Raw genomic sequence first — 19,893 nt, forward strand, 5'->3', positions numbered from 1 at the left:
TTCTGTTGGCAAAAGATAAGATTCAGCTTACCAAGCATGGGAAAAATTGCCTACTTTTCAGAGGATAAAACTTCATTTCACTGGAAAAAACACAATAAAAAACGGAGCACTGTGGCTCCGTTTTTCTACCGGCTGAGACTTACTTAACGAAGTCTACACCCAGTTGGATGTCACCCTTGAGGGTGTCCAGCATGGCGTCACGGGCATTAGCTTCGAACGCGCTGATGTCGCCGTAAGACAGTACTTTTTCGACGCCGTTTTTACCCAGCAGTACGGGTTGGGCGAAGAAAGTAGCATGCTCGCTGCCACCGTCAACATAGGTGCATTCAACGACGTTGGCTTCACCCTGCAGACCGCGGATCAGAGACATACCGAAACGGAATGCCGCCTGGCCCATGGACAGGGTCGCGCTGCCGCCACCGGCCTTGGCTTCAACCACTTCGGTACCGGCGTTTTGGATACGCTTGGTCAGGGCAGCGACTTCTTCGTCGGAGAAGCTCACGCCTTCGATTTGAGACAGCAGAGGCAGAATGGTTACGCCGCTGTGGCCGCCAATCACGTTAACCTTAACGTCTTTCACGTCAACACCCTTGGCTTCGGCAACGAAGGTCTCGGCGCGGATAACGTCCAGAGTGGTTACACCGAACAGACGGTTCTTGTCATAAACACCGGCTTTTTTCAGCACTTCGGCAGCAATGGCCACAGTGGTGTTAACCGGGTTGGTGATGATACCCACCAGCGCCTTTGGACAGGTCACAGCCACTTTTTCAATGAGGTTGCGCACGATACCGGCGTTGATGTTAAACAGATCGGAGCGATCCATACCAGGCTTACGGGCAACACCGGCAGAGATCAGCACCACGTCGGCACCTTCCAGTGCTGGCGTTGGGTCTTCACCGCAGAAACCCTTGACCTCAACGGCGGTAGGGATGTGGCTCAGATCCACGGCAACACCTGGGGTCACTGGAGCGATGTCATACAATGACAGCTTTGAACCAGCAGGCAGTTGGGTTTTCAACAGAAGGGCAAGAGCCTGGCCAATACCGCCAGCAGCACCAAGAACAGCAACTTTCATAGTTATCTCCGTCTAGTCTCGGATATTTGTGAGATGGGACCTTTATGATGGCGCAACATTAATGGATTGCCACCCAAATATCAATTATCCCTTGGTCGGGTAGACCCGCTGGCGGGGTAAAATCCGCTGAAAGCGTAAGCTTTTTGAAACAGTCGTTTGAAGATAGGTGATAAACCCAGGTTGAGCGTGAATTTTTATTCACAAAAACCGATTCATTGTTGACAAAAAAGTGAAAAGTATGCAGAATGACGCTGTTTTTATGAATAATAGAATAACAACGACCATGCAAACAAGCAAAAATCAGGACGATCTCATCAAAACCTTCAAGGCGATCCTCAAGGAGGAGCGTTTCGGCTCCCAGAGCGAAATCGTCGCCGCACTGCAGGCCGAAGGTTTCAGCAACATCAACCAATCCAAGGTATCCAGGATGCTGAGCAAGTTTGGCGCGGTGCGAACCCGCAATGCCAAACAGGAAATGGTGTACTGCTTGCCCGCCGAACTCGGGGTGCCAACGGCCGGCAGCCCACTGAAAAACCTGGTGCTGGATGTGGATCACAACCAGGCCATGATAGTGGTGCGCACCAGCCCGGGGGCCGCCCAGCTCATCGCCCGCCTGCTGGACTCCATCGGTAAACCCGAGGGGATACTCGGTACCATAGCAGGTGATGATACCATCTTTATCTGCCCATCCAGCATCAAGACGATTGATGATACCCTGGAAACGGTAAAATCCCTGTTTAATTTCAGCGAATAAGCTGCAGTAAAAAGCCCTCATAAGAGGGCTTTTTCATTTCAGGCACCATAGCTCGCCATAAAGTCCAGCGAGGGGGCAAAGAAAGATGACCCCGTCATGGCCTTGGTAAAATGCAGCAAATGGTCGTGATTACCTGCGCCGTCGCCCTGGATCATCGACTGCAACATCAGCTCAAAATGACGTGGTGTATGGCACACTGAAATAAACATCAGTCCCTGCTGCTTCACCGAGCCAAAGGGCATGCTCTGGCGCAATATCTCCAGGGAGTTGCCGTCGCCATCCTTGAGATTGACCCGCTTGATGTGGCTGGTCAGCGGCTTATCGGCCGACGCATATTCGATGTTGTCCAGCTTGGTACGGCCTATGATGTCCTCCTGGCGTTTAACCGCCAGCCTGTGCCACTTGCCAAGATCGTGGGCAAATTTCTGCACATGAACATAGCTGCCACCACGAAACAGGGGATCGCCGTCGGCCACCAAAGCCACTTCCTGGCGGTGACGGCCCCTGGGATTCTCGGTACCGTCAACAAAGCCGGTCAAATCACGGCTGTCCATAAAACGGAACCCGCGCTCCTCATCCACCAGCTCCACCAAATCTTCCAGCATTTGTGCCACTTCATTGGCCACCAGATGCAGAATGTCGAAGCGATCGCAGCGCAGGTGCACAAACAGGTCGAATTCGATGGCCGGAGCCTCGCGGCTCCCCGCTTCCATGGCCGGAAATGGCTTAAGCAGCGCCGGCCTGGCTTCGGGATAGAGGGTGCCCCAGTAATTGGCCCCGATAGCGATGAAGCCATTGAAGGCACTGTCGGCATATTGATCCGACAATTCATAGATGTACTGGGCCACACTGGCAACACAGGCACGCAGCGCCGCCTCTTCGCCATCCACGGCGTTAAACATCAAATACACACTGTGCAGGTTTCCCTCGGCACACACGCCCAATTGTTCACGCGGCATATCCTGATTATCCATAGCTATCGACCCCAGAGAGGATTTCCCTTGTCGGCAGTATTATCCCTGACTTTAATTCAAAATAGCAGCGAGCGGTGCACATTTGCCTGTTTTGATAACTGATTTTTCTCAGTATCCTGCCGCCTGTCCGTCCTTGCGGCTCTCGGAGGCCCCCCGGTAAACACCTGTTTGGGGATCCCGGCCTATGGCCTGGTAACCACCAAAATCCCCCAGGGCGTCCCTGAGCACATGGCCCTTTTTCAGCAGCTCCCGGCGGGTTTCCATGGAGAAGCCGGATTCGAGGCTGATAAAGCCGCCATCCTGCATCTGCTCGCCGGTCGGTTCGCTGGAGCCCGAGTGCAATATCCTCGGTGCATCACCGGCCTCCTGCAGATTCATGCCAAAGTCGATAAGGTTAATCAGGATCTGGGCATGCATCTGTGGCTGGGTGGCGCCGCCCATGACCCCGAAACTGAGCCAGGGTTTGCCATCCTTGGTGACAAAGGCCGGAATAATGGTATGAAATGGTCGCTTGCCGGGGGCGTAGCTGTTGGCACGGCCCGGGGTCAGGTCGAACAACTGCCCCCTGTCCTGCAGCACAAAACCCAGACCAGGCGGAGTCATACCCGAGCCCATACCACGATAATTGCTCTGGATCAGCGACACCATATTGCCCTCACCATCGGCGGTGGTCAGGTACACAGTATCGCCATGTTGCAGGTTGGGATTGCCCGGCTCCACCGATTTGGCGGCACGCTGAGGATCGATAAGCCCGGCCCGCTGACGGTTGTAGTCTGCCGAAATAAGCCCATCCACAGGTACCTTGGCAAAGGCCATGTCGGCATAGAATTTGGCTCTGTCGGCAAAGGCCAGCTTCTTGGCCTCAACAAAGTGATGCACAAATTCGGCGCTGTCACGGCCCATGGCCTTGAGATCGAATGGCTCCAGTGTTTTGAGAATTTGCAACGCCGCTATGCCCTGACCATTGGGCGGCAGCTCCCAGACGTCATAACCCCTATAGTTGGCCGAGACAGGTTCAACCCACTCGCTGTGGTGCTCGGCAAGATCCTCATAACTCAGATAGCCACCCTGCTCTTTGATGTAAGCAGCAATGGTTCTGGCAATATCCCCCTTGTAAAAGGCATCCCGGCCACCCTTGGCAATTTTGTCATAGGTATCTGACAGCGCCGGGTTGCGCATGATTTCGCCCACACCCGGCATTCTGCCGTTTGGCATATAGGTTTCCCGGAAGCCGGGGAATTGCCCCAGACGGCTGACGCTGCCCTTGAGGTAGTAGGCGATGAGTTCGGAGACGGGAAAACCTTCGCGGCCATAGCTTATGGCCGGTGCCAGAATGGCCTGCATGGGCAACTTGCCAAATTTGTCGTGCAGTTCGAACCAGCCATCGACCGCACCGGGCACAGATACCGGCAAGGGGCCATAGGGTGGCAGGTAATCCAAGCCCTTGTCTTTCAACATCTGCAGGGTCAGTGACTTGGGGCTGCGACCTGAGCCGTTGAGGCCATAGAGTTTTTTGTCTTTGGCGCTCCAGACTATGGCAAACAGATCCCCACCTATACCCGCACCCGTGGGTTCCACCAATCCCAACATGGCGTTGGCCGCAATCGCCGCATCAACCGCATTGCCGCCCTGCTTGAGCACATCCAGAGCCACCTGGGTGGCCAGGGGCTGACTGGTGGCCGCCATGCCATTGACAGCGTACACCTCGGAGCGGCTGGCAAAACCCTGGCCTGTGATCCTGTCCATGGCCTGTGCCGCCGATATCATGCCGAACCCGAAAACAATTCCAAATAAAATCCGTCGCTTGCTTATTATCATTTTAGTTTCCTCCCGCGAGGCTTTAGCGTACAGAGTTCCGTCACAAATTACAGCCTGTGACTTTGGTGAGCTTGTAACAGAATATTGGCTTGGAGTCGGCGAACAAAAAGGGATTGCACAACGGAAAAACAGGCCGCAGCGCCAGCCACAGCCTTGATGGAGGACGGTCTTACTTGGGCTTGGTCAGCTCGAAAATGTTCTGGTTGCGCACCTCGCCAAACCAAAGCGACACCGCCGGTGCCACCTTGCGCCAATCCAGGTTGGGATGACGGAAATCCAGATAGTCCAGCAAACACACCAGGGCTATGGTCCGGGCATTGATCTCGGCACCGGCGCCCAAGCCCAGGCGCTCCAGCTCCTTCATGCCCCGCAGCAGGGCCTGCTCAAAGCGGGCGGTCCAGAAGGGGGAGCGTACCCCTTCATCCTCACGCATCTGTTCCTGTCTGAGCTTGACCGCGCTGTCGATGAGCCCCTTTAGCAGGGAAAACTGGCACTGCGCCTGCCAGTCGCTGCCAAACAGTTTTCCCTGGCCGTAGTTGGCATCCAGATAACGGCAAATCACCTCGCTGTCATACAGGGCTGAGCCATCATTGAGAAACAAACAGGGTACCTGCCCCAGGGGATTGGCATCGATCAATTCGGGACCATTGTCAAAAGGGTTGGTGATGATCTCTTCCACATCAAGGGCCAGATGGCGGATGACGATTTTGACCATGCGGGCATAGGGTGAAGCATCAGAACAAAGCAGTTTCATGGCATTTCCTTGCTAACTATTACCAATATTTTTCCACTGTGATATTGCCGGGAGCCCGGCGTAAATTCTTGGTCAGCCCGCGCTCGAGCAGCAACTGCTGAGCCGAGGCAAGCATGTCGGGATTACCGCAAATCATGACCTGGCTATCGGTCGGCGAGAGTGCCAGAGCGGCCAATCGCTCCAGTTCACCGCTGGCCAGGGCCTCCGGAATACGGCACTGCAAGGCGCCGTCAACGGCTTCGCGGGTGACGGAGAGGATCAGGGAGAACTTATCCGGATATTTGGCTTGCAGGGCCTTGAGCTCATCAAGGTAGGCCAAATCGGCCCGGTGGCGCACACCATAAACCAGCACCAGACGTTCGAATCTGTCCCAGGGCTCGGCGGTGGCCAACATGGAAACAAAGGGGCCGATCGCCGTGCCCGTGGCTAACATCCACAGGTGTTTACCTATGTCTTTGGGCAGTTCGTTGAGGGTCATGAAACCGGCGGCGGTGGCTGTGACTTCTATCCTGTCGCCGGGTTTCAGCTCCTGCAACCTTGGGGACAGCTGGCCTTCTTCCACAGTCACGGCCAAAATTTCCAGGAAATCGCTGCCGGGAGGATTAACCAGCGAATAGGCCCTGGCGATACGCTTATCGTCGAGAACCCGACTCAGTTTAATAAATTGCCCGGCAATGAAAGGGGCGAGCGGTGCGCGAATGCGCAAGGAAAATAAGGTATCTGTCCAATCTATGCGTGAAATGACTGTGCCTTCAACCCACATATTCCCCCCAGAGCCAAGCGGATGTTTATGTCCCGGCGACGCAGGACGTCAACACCAGCATAAGCCCGTCAGGGAAGAATAAAAACCCTTTTTACTGAGGGATATATCAGGTCTGTGGTGCTTCATCCTTGTTGAAGCTGTCACGGAATGCCTGCAATCCCTGCTGTACCAGGTCATAGGTCATGTCGACACCGGCGGCTATGTCGCCCTCAAGTACCTTGAGGCCGCTGAGGATATCCCGCGCCTCTTTAAAGCCCTGATTTATGGCACCACCTATGATATCCATGAAGTTTGACAATTGATCGTCAAACGCCATCGAGCTGTTCTGTTCCTGATAGACACTGAAAAACTGGGTCGCAAAGTCCACAATGCGGCCGGCGGTTGCCTCGGGAGAGGTATCTATGCCTTCCTCTGCAACTTTCTGCAGGGCATTTTCGCCCAGGGTGGGGGCCAATTCCTCGTTGATGGCCTCAATGGCAGCCCGGTACAGCAGCGCCATGGGTTCATTGCCAGCACTGAGATTCACCTCCTGCTGGGCGGCCAGAATGGCGGAGTTCATCAACTGTTTGCTGACCTGGGCCGCACTTTTGCTGCTGGCCACCTCTGACACGGCGCCACCATGATTGCCGTCGACCTGGCTTTTATCCCTGGCAACAGTGGATACGGCAGCACCATGCTGCCCCTGCTGACCCCGTTGATTGTTGACTGATTGATTCGCTTGACGGATTTCCATGTTGACCTCCACTCGACCCTTTGCGCCCTGTCTCTATTATCGGCTAATTTTTAACCTACTTTAATCATTTCTCTAAGCAAACAAAAAGTTTATCCTCGGCTTTACGACTTTGCGGAAGAATAAGCCTGAAAATGAAGTGGATACCTCTTATCACCCTGGCCATGGCACTGTGTCAGATCAGCCCGCTCCGGGCCGAGGAAAGAATGATTTTTCTGGTGCGCCACGCCGAGAAACAACTTTCCGCCGATAAAGACCCACAGCTTTCGGATCAGGGGCAAAGACGCGCCCGGGATCTGGTCAGGCATTTGCACGGCATTCCGCTTGAAGGGCTGATTGCATCCCAATTTATCCGCACCCAGGCCACCCTGACACCTCTGAGCGAAGACAGAAAACTGCCGATTCGGGTGATACCTTTGCAACAGCCCTTGGCGACCAGCCTGGCCGATATCGCCAGCCTGGTACTCCAGGGGGAAGGCAACTGGGTGATAGCCGGCCACTCCAACACCCTTGGACCACTGATAGAAAAGCTGGGTGGACCGGCAATCGCCCCCATCAGCGAAAATGAATACGACAAACTGTTCCAGCTCACCCTGAGCCAAGAGCAAGTGGTCGGATTCAAAACAAGCCGCTATGGCGAGCCAAACGCCAAGTCAGGAGAATAAGATGCAGGAACACTGGTTGGTTTTTGGGATCGAGTTATTTTCAGCCCTGTTTCTCTTGGTGATAGGTCTGGTGGCACTGGCGCTGGTGTATATGTATCTGGCAGACAAGCTGCAGACCAGGCAAGCCATCAGGCACAACTACCCCATCATAGGACGCTTTCGGTACTTCTTTGAGAAACAAGGTGAATTCTTCAGACAATATTTCTTTGCCCAGGACAGGGAAGAGTTGCCATTCAATCGCGCCGAACGCAGCTGGGTTTACCGGGCCGCCAAAAACATCGATCGCACCATCGCCTTTGGCTCAACCCGCCCCCTCAATCTGCCGGGAACCCTGATGTTCATGAACACTGCCTTTCCCGAGCAGGGGCATAATAATCAAACTGTCCAACCCGTAACCCTGGGTCCATATTGTCGCCATCCTTACACCACGGACAGGATCTGCCATATATCCGCCATGAGTTTTGGTGCCTTGTCCCGCCCGGCCATCACGGCCCTGTCACACGGTGCCGCCCAGGCCGGTTGTTGGCTCAATACCGGGGAAGGAGGCTTAAGCCCCTACCATCTCAAGGGCGGATGCGATCTGGTATTTCAAATCGGCACCGCCAAATACGGCGTCCGCAATGCCGAAGGCCATCTGGACCATGAAAAGCTGAAAGCCGTAGCCGCACATGAACAGGTGAAGATGATAGAAATCAAGCTGAGCCAGGGGGCCAAGCCAGGTAAGGGTGGCATCTTGCCGGGGGTGAAGGTCACGCCCGAGATAGCATTAATCCGCGGCATCCCAGAAGGCCAGGACTCCATCAGCCCCAATGGTCATATTGAATTCAAGGATGTCGGCGACATTCTGGATATGGTGCACCAGGTGCGGGAGATCAGCGGCAAACCCACAGGCATAAAAGCAGTTTTGGGGGATACCCTGTGGCTGGATAGCCTCTTTGAAGAAATCGGGCGGCGCGGAGAACAAAGTGCGCCCGATTTCTTTACCCTCGACAGTGCCGACGGCGGAACGGGTGCTGCTCCACAGCCATTGATGGACTACGTCGGTTTGCCTTTGAGCGAAAGCCTGCCCATCTTGGTGGACAAACTGGTGCTTCGAGGACTGAAGGAACGCATCAAGGTTATAGCCACAGGCAAATTGATAGTACCTTCCCGGGTGGCCTGGGCCTTGGCCGTGGGTGCAGATTTTGTCGCCTCTGCCCGTGGTAACATGTTTGCCCTGGGCTGCATCCAGGCGATGCAATGCAACAAGGATACCTGCCCCACGGGCATTACCACTCATAATCCCAGACTGCAAAAAGGGTTGGATCCGAGAGACAAGTCGGTGAGGGTGGCCAATTACAACCGTTATTTACACCAGGATCTGGCTATGCTGGCCCATGCCTGCGGCGTCGCCGATGCCAGGCAGTTCACACGACATCACTTGCGAATAGTGATGGATAATGGATTGTCTATCACGCTGGACAATTATTACGGCCAATATACCCAATAAGAGAAATATGATTTATTCCTGGTGCAATTCCGGTATACTGGACATTATTCGGGCGTGGCAGATCACAAATAACACCGGTTATGTGACCTGCACCACATATCCACTGATGGAAATAGGCAAGTGAACGATAGCAGATTACCGCCGAGCAAGGTCAAGAGCGTCAGCTGCCAGAACTGCGGACGCATGACGGAAATCGAAGGGGAACAAATTTGTTTCCGTGATGGGAAGATCATTCGGTTACTTCCTGCTGAGCAGAAAATTGAACAACCCCTGTTGTGCGAAGGATGGCGCGGCAGTAAGTCCGGTAAATAACTCCTGCAGTTCACCTTAGCAAACGGCGCTTTGGCATAGCCGCCTCTCAATACACTGAACTCTCGTTTTTTTTAGCCAGTGTCAGACCACGGGTCGACACCCTGAGTCCGGCAGATAGCTGTTGATACAGCTCGATCAATTCGGCGTCGGTCAGTTTGCGTTGTTTCAGCACTGGCGAAAGCGCCTGCCAATCCGTGGTAATTTTCTCGGTTTTCCCCTCAATACTGACCTGCAGCGCAATATTTTTCATCCATAGACTCCTTCCTTGCATCCAGATGATTATGCTCAGTCTTTGCTGAATCGCGGCTGACTTGTTACTTCAGCCTATGTTGATGTTGCAACTGCCACAATCTTGCATAATGCCCTCCCAACTGCAACAACTGCTGATGCCTGCCCTGCTCAACCACTCGGCCCTGACTGAGGACCAATATCCTGTCGGCATCCACTATGGTGGAGAGGCGGTGCGCAATCACCAAGCTGGTGTGCCCCTGAGCCACCTCGCGCAATGCCTGCAAAATGGCCTGCTCGGCACCACTGTCCAGCGATGAGGTGGCTTCATCAAACACCAGGATTGGTGAGCCTTTAAGAATGGCCCGGGCAATGGCCACCCTTTGCTTTTCACCGCCGGAGAGTTTGAGACCGCGCTCCCCCACTTTAGTGTTCCAACCGTCGGGCAAAGCTGCGACAAAATGCTGCAGGTGGGCATGTTGAATTACCCGGCGAACCTCTTCATCACTGGCATCCGGTCGACCATAACGGATGTTTTCCAACAGGCTGTCGTTAAACAGCACTGTATCCTGGGGCACTATGGCTATGGCCTGGCGGAGACTGCTTAGGGTCAAATCCCTGATGTCTTTACCGTCGATACAGATACGCCCTGAGTCCACATCGTAGAATCGGTATAACAGTTTGATCAGGGTTGATTTTCCCGCACCACTGTCCCCGACGACAGCCACCTTTTCCCCGGGTGCTATCTCAAAACTGACATCCTTGAGTATTTCTCTGTCCGCATAACCGAAGCCCACGTGCTCAAAACTGACTGCACCGTGACTACAGTTCAGCGAGCCGGCATCTTCACGCTCCACCACTTTCGGCTGCTGTCGCAAAAGCGCAAACATACGTTCGATATTGGCCAAAGAACCGCGGATTTCACGATATACAAATCCCAGAAAATTAAGTGGCATGAACAGTTGCATCATAAAAGCATTCACCAGCACAAAATCGCCAATGCTCATGCTGCCTTCGGAAACACGCTTGGCGGCCAGCGCCATCATGGCCGTCATTGCCAGCGCAATGATCAGTGCCTGACCGGCATTGAGCACAAACAAGGACAGACGATTCTTGCGTTTGGCCTGCTCCCATTCGGCCAGGGCATTATCATAATGGTCGGCTTCATAGGCCTCATTGTTGAAATACTTGACCGTCTCATAATTGAGCAGACTGTCTATGGCTCGGGTATTAGAGCTGGAGTCGGCCCTGGCCGCGTCCCTGACATAGGTAGTGCGCCACTCGGTGGCCATCACACTGAACAGGCAGTAAATCACCACAGATGCCAGGGTGATAAGCGCAAAGGGCCAGCCATATTTAGCCAGAAAGATGCACACCACCAAACCAATTTCCAGCAGTGTCGGTACTATGTTGAACACCATAAAACGCATCAGAAAACTGACCCCACTGGTGCCCCGCTCTATGTCGCGGGACAAGCCGCCGGTACGCCGCTCAAGATGAAAATCCAAATCCAGCCGGTGCAAATGCTCAAACACCGCCAGTCCCAGACGGCGAATGGCGCGCTCAGTCACCCGGCCAAACAAGGTATCGCGGATTTCACCGGTCAAGGACATCAGGAACCTCACCCCACCGTAAGCCAACACCAGGCCCAAGGGCACAGCCAGCAGAGCATCTGAGGGGCCCAGATTCAAGGTATCGACCAGGTTTTTCAGCAAAAATGGCATACCGACACTGGCAAGCTTGGCTATCACCAAACACGCCAGCGCCAATACTATACGGCCTCGATATTCAAGCAGATAGGGCCAAAGCAGGCGCAACACCTGCCAGTTGAGGTGGGTGACTGGTTCGTCGATATAGGCTGAGGGACGCATGAAGGCACTTTATGCTGGAAGAAAAAAACCAGTGTATCAGTGCTGCCCGCTGTTGAATACTCACCGAAAAGCGCCTTCGATCTGTTTGTGCACCCTCATCAAAATACCACCTTTGACTTACAACAAAGCATGCTTAATAATACTTTCCGGTTGGTTATAGTATTTTTTTTGTGAATGAGCGGTGATCCGGCTTAAGAAGTAAAAAAGAATTTGATACCCTGACCCAGTGCAAACCCTGATTCTCCCAAAGGTGACACTAAGATCACCCATGCGGAAAGTGACAATTTTATTCCTTCAAAACAAATACTTAAGGAAGATTTATGTTGGATTCTTCAAAAGTTCCATACCCTCCGTTGCCATTGATACAGACTTGGGTATGGATGATGATCGAATCAGGCAATCCAGAACTTCAGGCCAAGGGCCGTCAAAACCTTATCGCCTCCTTCGGCAGCCTGGCCAAGGCCAATGAATACCTGGCCGAGAAATTGAAATCTTAACCATTAAAAAAGGCGCCTTGGGCGCCTTTTCTGATTTCAGTTCCTGTTGCGTCTTGCCAACACGGCCTGATTCAATCCTTCCAGAAGTATTTCAGTGTCCTGCCAACCTATGCAGGCATCCGTGATGCTCTGACCATAGGTCAGAGGTTGGCCCGGCACCAGATCCTGCCGTCCTTCGACCAAGTGACTTTCCACCATTACGCCGAAAATGCCGCTGTTGCCGGCAGCGATTTGGGCTCCCACATCCTCAGCCACCAGCATTTGCCGGGCGAACTGCTTACTGCTGTTGGCATGGCTGAAATCTATCATCAGATTATCCGCCTGGCCCGAGCTTGCCAGTTCGGTTCTGATGGCCGCCACCTGGGCCTCACCATAGTTGGGTTCACGACCGCCGCGCAATATGATGTGACAGTCGGGATTGCCCTTGGTGGATACAATGGCCGAGTGGCCAAATTTGGTCACAGACAGAAAATGGTGTGGTGCGGCGGCGGCCCCTATGGCGTCTATGGCAATGCGTATGGTGCCGTCGGTGCCATTTTTAAAGCCCACGGGACAGGACAGACCCGATGCCAGCTCACGGTGCACCTGGGATTCTGTGGTTCGGGCCCCAATGGCGCCCCAGCACATAAGATCAGCCAGGTACTGTGGCGTAATCATATCCAGAAACTCACCGGCGGTGGGCATGCCCGCATCATTGAGATCCAGTAACAACTTGCGCGCGGTCCGCAGGCCATCATTCAGCTTAAAGCTGTTATCCATGTAGGGATCGTTGATCAGCCCCTTCCAGCCAACTGTGGTTCTGGGCTTCTCAAAATACACCCGCATGACGATTTCCAGTTGTTGCTGATATTTGTGTCGTAAGGCCAGCAGACGCTCGCCGTATTCCATGGCCGCTTTGGGATCGTGGATAGAACAGGGACCTATGACCACCAGCAAACGGTCATCCTGTTTGCCCAGGATCCTGTGAATGCTATTGCGGGCATTAAATACCGTGGCTGAGGCGGCTTCGGTGGCCGGAAATCGCTCCAGAATGGCAATCGGGGGCAACAACTCTTTGACTTCATTAATCCGAACATCATCATTCTGGTAATACATGGTAATTCAGGCTCCAAAACCGGGGTTAAGCAAAACTCTCTCTATTTGCAATGACTCAGTCAATTTAGCCAGTATTGCCATCGTTAGCAATCAAGTTGATATTTTTTCAAGAATATAATTTCAATTAATTGTTTTATAAATATTTTTTCGTTAGCAATTTTAAACATACCTTATAAAGCCTTGGTTTGCGGACAGACAGTGGGATCAGACGAAAACAGGTAGAAAAAGTCTAACCTCCTGCTGCTCAAGGAATATTTTTTTCATCTGTCACCCATGATGTTTAAAACAACACCGCACGCCATTCTCATTAGCTAATCAAGCCGTAACAAGCGCTTATCACTGCCGATTTGAAGGCTGAAACAGCTGCCTTCCCAGCGAAAAATACCGCTCAAAAATTAGGCTTGCGCCAAGGCAAATGTTAACGCTAGGTTACAAAAACAGGTCAGACGTCAGACGTCTTACCTGTTCAACAAGACGTTATAAAATCAACACTCTAAAAGAGAAATAAGCCAATGAAGATCTCCAACACATTAATGTTGCTGGGTCTGTTTGCTGTCAGCCCCCTGAGTCAAGCCGTCACCGGACTAGCCTTTGTGCACGGTACCGGTAAACAAACCGATGCCCTGAACGACTACTGGACCAGCGAATTTGTCAATTCGGTGCGTCAGGGTCTGGCCAACAGCGGCAACTACACAGTAATCAACTGCGATTTCGATCAATACATGTGGGACGAAGCCGCCTCGGGTTGCCTGGTTAACCAGCTGGGGCAATTTATCGATGCCAAAAACATCGACAGCCTGATCCTGCTGACCCACTCCAATGGCGGCAACATAGTCCGCTGGGTCCTGTCAAATCCTACCTGGGATGCGCGCTACCCCAAGATAGTTAACGCCACCAGCCGGGTGATTGCGCTGGCACCGTCCAGTGCAGGCACACCTCTGGCGGATGCCGTAAGTGAAGGCAATGTCTTTGAAACCTCCCTGGGATGGCTGCTGGGCTACGACAGTGATGCGGTCAAGCAACAGCAAGTGGGCTGGATGAGTTATTACAACAGTACCTGGCTCCATGGCACCAGCGGTCGTCCCGGTCTGGGTAAGCCATTCGAAACCGTGGTGGGCTCAGATGTGGACTCGGCGATTTGGGACAGCGACAGCTATTGTGCCGGCTACCAGTACCAGGTCGCGCTGGAAACCACCCAAAACTGGCTCGACAGTTGCTCCGATGGCTTCCTGAACTGCAGCTCTCAGAGCGCCGCCGGCACAGTGTGGTTTACCGACAAGCAGAAAACTGCCGGTGCCGAGCCTTTGAGTCATCAGCAAAGCCGCCGGGCCTGTTTCAAGCTCGACAGCCTGATCCGCAATCACATCTAGGAGAACAGCATGCATACCATGACAAAACTGGCCACTGCATTGGCCTTGCTTGGCCTGGTGTCTGCCTGTCAGCAGGAACGGGCACCACAAGAAGAACAGAACCAGACCGTCAGCAAGGATCTGCAGCTGGCGCCACCGGCACAGGGTGATTTGACGGCTGAGGTTATCGCCGAGCCCAATCTGCCGGGACTCAATGCGTCCCGGGACAAGGTGAGCTTTGTCCAGCCATTGGGACAAGTCTATGTACCTCAACACCCGGTATTGACGCAGCAAAGTCAGAGCGATGAGTATTGGATGAATGTGACCGGTGCACAACTCAACCAGGGTCTGAACCTGCCCATCAGCCAAGCCGGGGCCATGATCCGTGTCGCCGCCCGTGCCGATACCAGTTCGGGCGCCCTGATGCAGGCAGAACCTGTGGCCCCCCAGGACATTGAACTGACCGCTCCCAAAGAAAAACAGGCCAATCGGCAATTGATACGCTCATTGGCGGATGCGGATGCCCTGACCAGCGCCGGCCTGGATGACAATTCAGCGGCGCTGCAGATGTCGGCACTGGCACAACCGGGCAACTATCTGCTGCGGGTCAGTAAAGTCCTGGTGCCCTCGGCCAATTATCTGGTGAATGTAAAAGAGAAAAACAGTCCCTACCAGCTGACGGCCCAGGCTCCGGTCATGCTGGCACAGGGCGAAAACCAGATGCGCCTCGGCCTGTCATTGAGCGGCAGTGACAGTTTCGAGGTGTTGGGCGCAACGCTGCGGGATAGCCGGGGTCAGGTAACCTCTTTGTCCTTGAACCACCAGGATGACGGCTGGCAATTGGCTATGCCTGAAATGGAGGTCAGCTCGAACGCCGGGTTGAGCGAAATCCTGGTGGATGTTACCGCCAAGGTGGGTACTACCGCGGTAAGACGCACAGTCAAAACAGTGTTCAAGCCCTACGTTGCCAGCGCCAGATTAACCGACACAGTACTGAGCCTGTGGCAGGACGATATCCCTCAGCAACTGAGTTTTAACCTGGAGCTCAAGAGCGAGGGGCGATTCACCTTGGGCGCAGTGTTCACCGGCACCAATGGCAAGGGAGAGGAAATAGCGATATTCAGCACCCAAGTCGCGGCCTGGGTTACCCCGGACAATCCTCTGCTGGTGCTGCCACTGTCACCAAACCTCATCAAGGCCAGCGGCCTTCAGGCACCATTCCATTTACGGGAATTGGAGCTCAGGGATCACGGGCAAATGGCAAGATTGAGTTTCCAGCAACAGGCCCTCAGTTTCTGAGGTCCTGGCCTTAGTCAAAAGCGCCCCAATCGGGGCGCTTTTTTAATGATGTTCCATGGCATTCAGTTTGGATTGGTAACGCTGCCGATCGCCATCGCGGCTCAATGCCAAAGCTTTTTCCAGACTTTGCCTGGCCTTACGCTCATTGCCCGTGGCCCAATAGGCCTTTGAAAGACCAAAATAAAATTCGTGTCGATAATCGGCTTTCTCCACCGCACGCAGATACCAGGTGAGAGCCTGCTGATACTCGTGGTCGGAAAAAGCCTGCTGGGCCATATCATAGTAGTAATATGGGTTGCGGATCCTGGCGAGCTCCAGCACCTTGTGGATCTCGGCCCATTCCTCCAATCGTTCCTGCTCTCCCAGCAACAAAGCCAAGTTATACAGGGTCGTCAGATCCTCCGGCGTGTACCTCAAGGCCAATCGATAGGCATCCTCAGCCCAATCCTCATGACCGCGGTAGCGATAAAGAATGGCGAGCGTATTCAAGGCCGGAGTGAAGTTCGCCTTTTGCTGTAAGGATTGTTTGACCAGAGCATATGCCCTGTCCTGCTGCCGCTGCACCAGAGCTTCCGCCGCCAGATTGTTGTAGAACATAGCCAGCAGCGTTTGCCGGTTGAGTTTGTTCTTGGCATAGCCGCGCATGGCTCTTTCAGGGAGGAAATCCACCTGGATAGCGTCGGGTCTGAAATATGCTACGTTCTTTAATTCAGGGGGCAATAATCTAAGATTGACGTGGCCGTTAAGCAGGTAAAACTCCCCCTGCTGATCCCAAACAGGTTCCACCAACACTTCCTGAAACTCAACCGGGACATTCAATAGGTCAGCCATGGCGGCAGTTAATACCACCAGTGACATGCAATTGCCCTGGCGTTCCTTGTAGGTCACAGAGGCAATGCGGGTGTAGTTGTCATAATACTTAAAGCCCCCCTTATCAGCATTTAGTTGCCCCGCCAACCATTCGTGAGCGCTGACACTATTCCCCGTACCAAAATGTGCCCGCGTAAAATCACGCAATAACTGATCCCGGGCTTCCTGAGGGAGGGAAAAAACTTCTTGAGGCGTTGGAATGTCCTTCACAGACTCAAAAATATCGTCATGCCAATAACTATTAATATCAACAGCCTGTACTTTCGCGTTATGACTACAAGCCCCAAGACTCAAGGCACTCAGCAAAATAGCGGAAATAACTATGGGTTTCATACTCTGCCCCTCAGGAAAAGCATCCTTCCCAGAGACTAAGTCAGGTTCACAACAAAGTCAGCACAAAAAAGTTACAAAACGTGTTCAGTCTTTATGCTGACCCCATAAATGGGGCTGAAGCTGGATAAACACTCTGACACCACGTCGGTTCACTGGATACAGCAAACTGTCGCCACAGAGATAGACAGGCCCCTTCAGGGTCAGGCAGCCGATGGGCAAGGAGTGCCATATCCGTTGTTGCTCCGCCAATTTCAGGGATTGTTGCCGCAGCCATTCTTCTGCCGCCTGATCCCGCGCGGCAAAGGCGTCGAATGCCTGAGACTCCCGTCTGACTATGACCTCTCCAGCCATGACCTGACCAGCTTGGGCCAGAAAGAGGCCTAACAGCAATATGCCCTGTATGAATCGATATGCCATGACTCTCTCTCAATGGGTACTTATAAATTGAGCATAGCCACTGCCAGCGTTACCGACAGGAATAACGGCGGGCCTTGAACTCACATTCCCAGCCTGGGTCGCCAAAAAGCCCCGGAAAACAAAAAGCAGATCCGGGGATCTGCTTTTTTATCAAACCTGACTCTCAATCAGCCGGCGCTTTTCACTGTGACAAACTCAGGATAGGCGTCGATACCACAGTCCGATGCATCCATACCGTTGTATTCTTCTTCCTCGCTGACGCGGATCCCCATGGTGAGTTTCAAAGCCAGCCACACCAGCAGTGAGGCGGTAAAGACCCAGGCAAAGATGGCACCTATGCCGATAAGTTGCCCCAGCAGGGTAGCATCCGCGTTCGACAGGGGCACCAGCAGCAGGCCAAACAGACCGGCCACACCGTGCACAGAGATAGCGCCAACCGGGTCATCGATCTTGACTCTGTCCAAGGTAACAATGGCAAACACCACCAAAGCACCTGCGATAAGGCCAATGACCGCCGCCAAGCCGAGAGACGGAGACAGGGGATCCGCTGTGATGGCCACCAGACCGGCCAATGCACCGTTAAGTATCATGGTCAAATCTGCCTTGCCCCAAATCATCTTACACACCACCAGAGCGGCGATGGAGCCGAAAGCAGCAGCCGAGTTGGTGTTGACGAAAATCTTGGCCACAGAGGCGGCGTTGGCAGCATCGGACACCATCAGCTGTGAGCCACCGTTGAAGCCGAACCAGCCCATCCACAGGATGAACATCCCCAGGGTCGCCATCGGCAGGTTAGAGCCGGGGATCGGATTGACCTGGCCATTGGGACCGTATTTGCCACGACGGGCACCGAGCAACAGGACTCCAGCGAGCGCGGCTGCAGCCCCGGCCATGTGCACAATACCACTGCCGGCAAAATCAACGAAACCGGCCTTGGACACAAAACCGCCGCCCCAGGTCCAATAGCCTTCCACAGGATAAATGACCGCAGTCATGACCACGGAGAACGCCAGGAAAGCCCACAGTTTCATGCGCTCGGCCACGGCACCTGAGACTATCGACATGGAGGTCGCCACAAACACCACCTGGAAGAAGAAATCCGACTCCAGGGCATGGCTGGCATCCTCAGCCTGGCTGCCTATCAGGGCGCCGAAGCTGGGCAGAAAGCCTCCCTCACTGTTATCCACATACATGATGTTGTAGCCCACCATCAGGTAGGTAATGCAGGCAATGGAGTACAGACACACGTTTTTGGTGAGGATTTCCGTGGTGTTTTTGGAGCGCACCAGACCTGCCTCCAACATGGCGAAACCGGCCGCCATCCACATCACCAAAGCACCGGATACCAGGAAATAAAAGGTATCCAACGCAAATCTCAGTTCGGCCACCGTCAGGCCCAGCTTAGTAATTTCTTCCATCTTGGTCCCCCTTAAAGCGCTTCTGTGTCTGTTTCGCCGGTCCGGATACGGATCGCCTGTTCCAGATCCATCACGAAAATCTTGCCGTCACCAATCTTGCCGGTGTGAGCGGCGGCGGTGATGGCCTCCAGCAACAACTCGACGTTTTCTGCCTTGGTGGCAATGTCCAACTTAATCTTGGGCAGAAAGTCCACCTGATACTCGGCACCGCGGTACAGCTCTGTGTGCCCCTTTTGTCGACCAAAGCCTTTCACTTCGGTCACTGTCATCCCCTCAATCCCCATACCGGCGATGGCCTCACGGACATCATCCAGTTTGAATGGCTTGATGATTGCGCTGATCAGTTTCATCCCAACCTCCAACATAAGCTGTCGTTATCAAATTGTGACAAAGACAATTCAAGCATCGGGCCAGATATTCAATTCATTGTTTCTAAAAAGGTAAATAATAATTAGCGCATAAATGACGCATAAAAACGCACCTTTTTAGTGCATTTATGCAACCGCTGCCCCATGTTGGCGCAGGGCCAGGACACGGTCTCATACACTGGACCTAAGCAGTATTGGCTTTCACGCTTAAAAGGCGTTTACTGGAATAAAACGCAGACAGGAGAAACAACTTATGTTGATGGAACATCAGGCACTGCTGCTGGTGGTGGATGTACAGGGCAAGCTGGCCCGCATGATGCACGACAGCGATGGCTTGCACGGCCAATTGGTCACTCTTATCCGCGGGATAGGTCTGTTCGATATTCCCACCCTGTGGCTGGAACAATTGCCGGATAAGCTCGGCGCGACCTCAGAAGAGCTGGCCTGCGAACTGCGCCAGCGTTGCCAACCCATAGCCAAGGCCCACTTCAGTGCCTGGCCCAACGCCGAGTTTCGCGACGCCCTGACTCTCAGTGGCAGACGCAAGGTGATCCTGTGCGGCATAGAGACCCACATCTGCGTCTACCAGACCTGCCGCGATCTGCTGGACGCAGGTTTTGAAGTACATCTGGTCGCCGATGCTGTGGGTTCACGCACCGAAGCCAATCGGCAACTTGGCCTGGCCATGATGCAACAGGCCGGAGCCACATTAACCAACGTCGAATCTTTACTGTTCGAGCTGCAACACGAAGCCAGCGGTGAACGCTTCAAATCGCTGCTACAACTGATTAAATAATCGACAACACAAATAAAA

At 53.6% G+C, this 19,893-nt stretch carries 19 protein-coding genes; 6 read left to right on the forward strand and 13 right to left on the reverse strand.

Annotated elements, in window-relative coordinates; translation table 11 throughout:
• Positions 1 to 139 precede the first annotated feature (139 nt).
• Positions 140 to 1,075: a malate dehydrogenase gene (gene mdh, locus JYB84_RS14645; protein ID WP_207320764.1), complete on the reverse strand. Its 936-nt coding sequence runs from the start codon at positions 1,073 to 1,075 to the stop codon at positions 140 to 142.
• Between the two features lie 283 nt (positions 1,076 to 1,358).
• Between mdh and argR the strand changes: the two genes are divergently transcribed.
• Complete coding sequence (gene argR, locus JYB84_RS14650) at positions 1,359 to 1,829, forward strand: transcriptional regulator ArgR (protein ID WP_207320765.1); 471 nt, start codon at positions 1,359 to 1,361, stop codon at positions 1,827 to 1,829.
• A 38-nt stretch (positions 1,830 to 1,867) separates the two neighbouring features.
• On the opposite strand, the gene JYB84_RS14655 is transcribed toward argR, so the two are convergent.
• From JYB84_RS14655 to JYB84_RS14675, 5 genes are all read right to left on the reverse strand, one after another.
• Complete coding sequence (locus JYB84_RS14655) at positions 1,868 to 2,803, reverse strand: Dyp-type peroxidase (RefSeq protein ID WP_207320766.1); 936 nt, start codon at positions 2,801 to 2,803, stop codon at positions 1,868 to 1,870.
• A gap of 108 nt (positions 2,804 to 2,911) precedes the next feature.
• On the reverse strand, positions 2,912 to 4,570 hold the full coding sequence (gene ggt, locus JYB84_RS14660) for a gamma-glutamyltransferase (protein ID WP_228290797.1): 1,659 nt from the start codon (positions 4,568 to 4,570) through the stop codon (positions 2,912 to 2,914).
• A gap of 220 nt (positions 4,571 to 4,790) precedes the next feature.
• Positions 4,791 to 5,375, reverse strand: coding sequence for a glutathione S-transferase (locus JYB84_RS14665; RefSeq protein WP_207320768.1), 585 nt, complete (start codon positions 5,373 to 5,375; stop codon positions 4,791 to 4,793).
• A 19-nt stretch (positions 5,376 to 5,394) separates the two neighbouring features.
• Positions 5,395 to 6,138 carry a ferredoxin--NADP reductase gene (locus JYB84_RS14670; RefSeq protein ID WP_207320769.1) on the reverse strand — a complete coding sequence of 248 codons (744 nt, stop codon included), beginning with the start codon at positions 6,136 to 6,138 and terminating at the stop codon, positions 5,395 to 5,397.
• Positions 6,139 to 6,244: 106 nt separating this feature from the next.
• The gene (locus JYB84_RS14675; protein WP_207320770.1) at positions 6,245 to 6,871 is read right to left on the reverse strand and encodes a DUF5610 domain-containing protein; all 627 of its coding nucleotides are present in this window, start codon (positions 6,869 to 6,871) and stop codon (positions 6,245 to 6,247) included.
• A 131-nt stretch (positions 6,872 to 7,002) separates the two neighbouring features.
• Here JYB84_RS14675 and JYB84_RS14680 point away from each other — a divergent pair, with 131 nt between their 5' ends.
• Positions 7,003 to 7,533 carry a SixA phosphatase family protein gene (locus tag JYB84_RS14680; RefSeq protein ID WP_207320771.1) on the forward strand — a complete coding sequence of 177 codons (531 nt, stop codon included), beginning with the start codon at positions 7,003 to 7,005 and terminating at the stop codon, positions 7,531 to 7,533.
• A gap of 1 nt (position 7,534) precedes the next feature.
• Positions 7,535 to 9,022 (forward strand): FMN-binding glutamate synthase family protein, encoded by a 1,488-nt coding sequence (locus tag JYB84_RS14685; RefSeq protein WP_207320772.1) that lies wholly within the window; start codon positions 7,535 to 7,537, stop codon positions 9,020 to 9,022.
• Positions 9,023 to 9,380: 358 nt separating this feature from the next.
• Here JYB84_RS14685 and JYB84_RS14690 read toward each other — a convergent pair whose 3' ends face one another.
• From JYB84_RS14690 to aroG, 3 genes are all read right to left on the reverse strand, one after another.
• The gene (locus tag JYB84_RS14690) at positions 9,381 to 9,584 is read right to left on the reverse strand and encodes a hypothetical protein (RefSeq protein ID WP_207320773.1); all 204 of its coding nucleotides are present in this window, start codon (positions 9,582 to 9,584) and stop codon (positions 9,381 to 9,383) included.
• A gap of 64 nt (positions 9,585 to 9,648) precedes the next feature.
• A complete protein-coding gene (locus JYB84_RS14695) occupies positions 9,649 to 11,433 on the reverse strand; it encodes an ABCB family ABC transporter ATP-binding protein/permease (RefSeq protein ID WP_207320774.1) in 1,785 nt (594 codons plus the stop codon).
• A 533-nt stretch (positions 11,434 to 11,966) separates the two neighbouring features.
• Positions 11,967 to 13,025 carry a 3-deoxy-7-phosphoheptulonate synthase AroG gene (gene aroG, locus JYB84_RS14700; RefSeq protein ID WP_207320775.1) on the reverse strand — a complete coding sequence of 353 codons (1,059 nt, stop codon included), beginning with the start codon at positions 13,023 to 13,025 and terminating at the stop codon, positions 11,967 to 11,969.
• A gap of 512 nt (positions 13,026 to 13,537) precedes the next feature.
• On the opposite strand from aroG, the gene JYB84_RS14705 reads away from it, so the two are divergent.
• Complete coding sequence (locus JYB84_RS14705) at positions 13,538 to 14,395, forward strand: lipase family protein (RefSeq protein WP_207320776.1); 858 nt, start codon at positions 13,538 to 13,540, stop codon at positions 14,393 to 14,395.
• Between the two features lie 9 nt (positions 14,396 to 14,404).
• Entirely contained in the window at positions 14,405 to 15,673 is a 1,269-nt protein-coding gene (locus tag JYB84_RS14710; RefSeq protein ID WP_207320777.1) for a DUF4785 domain-containing protein, read from the forward strand.
• Between the two features lie 42 nt (positions 15,674 to 15,715).
• Here JYB84_RS14710 and JYB84_RS14715 read toward each other — a convergent pair whose 3' ends face one another.
• From JYB84_RS14715 to JYB84_RS14730, 4 genes are all read right to left on the reverse strand, one after another.
• Positions 15,716 to 16,876: a tetratricopeptide repeat protein gene (locus JYB84_RS14715; protein WP_207320778.1), complete on the reverse strand. Its 1,161-nt coding sequence runs from the start codon at positions 16,874 to 16,876 to the stop codon at positions 15,716 to 15,718.
• Positions 16,877 to 16,960: 84 nt separating this feature from the next.
• Complete coding sequence (locus tag JYB84_RS14720) at positions 16,961 to 17,293, reverse strand: hypothetical protein (protein ID WP_207320779.1); 333 nt, start codon at positions 17,291 to 17,293, stop codon at positions 16,961 to 16,963.
• Between the two features lie 167 nt (positions 17,294 to 17,460).
• Positions 17,461 to 18,711 carry an ammonium transporter gene (locus JYB84_RS14725; RefSeq protein ID WP_207320780.1) on the reverse strand — a complete coding sequence of 417 codons (1,251 nt, stop codon included), beginning with the start codon at positions 18,709 to 18,711 and terminating at the stop codon, positions 17,461 to 17,463.
• Positions 18,712 to 18,722: 11 nt separating this feature from the next.
• Positions 18,723 to 19,061 carry a P-II family nitrogen regulator gene (locus JYB84_RS14730; RefSeq protein WP_207320781.1) on the reverse strand — a complete coding sequence of 113 codons (339 nt, stop codon included), beginning with the start codon at positions 19,059 to 19,061 and terminating at the stop codon, positions 18,723 to 18,725.
• 271 nt (positions 19,062 to 19,332) lie between these two features.
• Between JYB84_RS14730 and JYB84_RS14735 the strand changes: the two genes are divergently transcribed.
• Positions 19,333 to 19,875 (forward strand): hydrolase, encoded by a 543-nt coding sequence (locus JYB84_RS14735; protein WP_207320782.1) that lies wholly within the window; start codon positions 19,333 to 19,335, stop codon positions 19,873 to 19,875.
• Positions 19,876 to 19,893 lie beyond the last annotated feature (18 nt).

The organism is Shewanella cyperi, assembly GCF_017354985.1.
Classification (GTDB): Bacteria; Pseudomonadota; Gammaproteobacteria; order Enterobacterales; family Shewanellaceae; genus Shewanella; species Shewanella cyperi.

Excerpts from the sequence above, each read along its gene's own strand:
- JYB84_RS14685 (WP_207320772.1), top strand. The coding sequence starts at position 7,535 with ATGCAGGAACACTGGTTGGTTTTTGGGATCGAGTTATTTTCAGCCCTG.
- JYB84_RS14695 (WP_207320774.1), bottom strand. The coding sequence starts at position 11,433 with ATGCGTCCCTCAGCCTATATCGACGAACCAGTCACCCACCTCAACTGG.
- JYB84_RS14690 (WP_207320773.1), bottom strand. The coding sequence starts at position 9,584 with ATGAAAAATATTGCGCTGCAGGTCAGTATTGAGGGGAAAACCGAGAAA.
- JYB84_RS14705 (WP_207320776.1), top strand. The coding sequence starts at position 13,538 with ATGAAGATCTCCAACACATTAATGTTGCTGGGTCTGTTTGCTGTCAGC.
- JYB84_RS14680 (WP_207320771.1), top strand. The coding sequence starts at position 7,003 with ATGAAGTGGATACCTCTTATCACCCTGGCCATGGCACTGTGTCAGATC.
- mdh (WP_207320764.1), bottom strand. The coding sequence starts at position 1,075 with ATGAAAGTTGCTGTTCTTGGTGCTGCTGGCGGTATTGGCCAGGCTCTT.
- aroG (WP_207320775.1), bottom strand. The coding sequence starts at position 13,025 with ATGTATTACCAGAATGATGATGTTCGGATTAATGAAGTCAAAGAGTTG.
- JYB84_RS14675 (WP_207320770.1), bottom strand. The coding sequence starts at position 6,871 with ATGGAAATCCGTCAAGCGAATCAATCAGTCAACAATCAACGGGGTCAG.
- JYB84_RS14710 (WP_207320777.1), top strand. The coding sequence starts at position 14,405 with ATGCATACCATGACAAAACTGGCCACTGCATTGGCCTTGCTTGGCCTG.
- ggt (WP_228290797.1), bottom strand. The coding sequence starts at position 4,570 with ATGATATCGGCGGCACAGGCCATGGACAGGATCACAGGCCAGGGTTTT.
- argR (WP_207320765.1), top strand. The coding sequence starts at position 1,359 with ATGCAAACAAGCAAAAATCAGGACGATCTCATCAAAACCTTCAAGGCG.
- JYB84_RS14735 (WP_207320782.1), top strand. The coding sequence starts at position 19,333 with ATGTTGATGGAACATCAGGCACTGCTGCTGGTGGTGGATGTACAGGGC.
- JYB84_RS14730 (WP_207320781.1), bottom strand. The coding sequence starts at position 19,061 with ATGAAACTGATCAGCGCAATCATCAAGCCATTCAAACTGGATGATGTC.
- JYB84_RS14670 (WP_207320769.1), bottom strand. The coding sequence starts at position 6,138 with ATGTGGGTTGAAGGCACAGTCATTTCACGCATAGATTGGACAGATACC.
- JYB84_RS14655 (WP_207320766.1), bottom strand. The coding sequence starts at position 2,803 with ATGGATAATCAGGATATGCCGCGTGAACAATTGGGCGTGTGTGCCGAG.
- JYB84_RS14715 (WP_207320778.1), bottom strand. The coding sequence starts at position 16,876 with ATGAAACCCATAGTTATTTCCGCTATTTTGCTGAGTGCCTTGAGTCTT.
- JYB84_RS14725 (WP_207320780.1), bottom strand. The coding sequence starts at position 18,711 with ATGGAAGAAATTACTAAGCTGGGCCTGACGGTGGCCGAACTGAGATTT.
- JYB84_RS14665 (WP_207320768.1), bottom strand. The coding sequence starts at position 5,375 with ATGAAACTGCTTTGTTCTGATGCTTCACCCTATGCCCGCATGGTCAAA.
- JYB84_RS14720 (WP_207320779.1), bottom strand. The coding sequence starts at position 17,293 with ATGGCATATCGATTCATACAGGGCATATTGCTGTTAGGCCTCTTTCTG.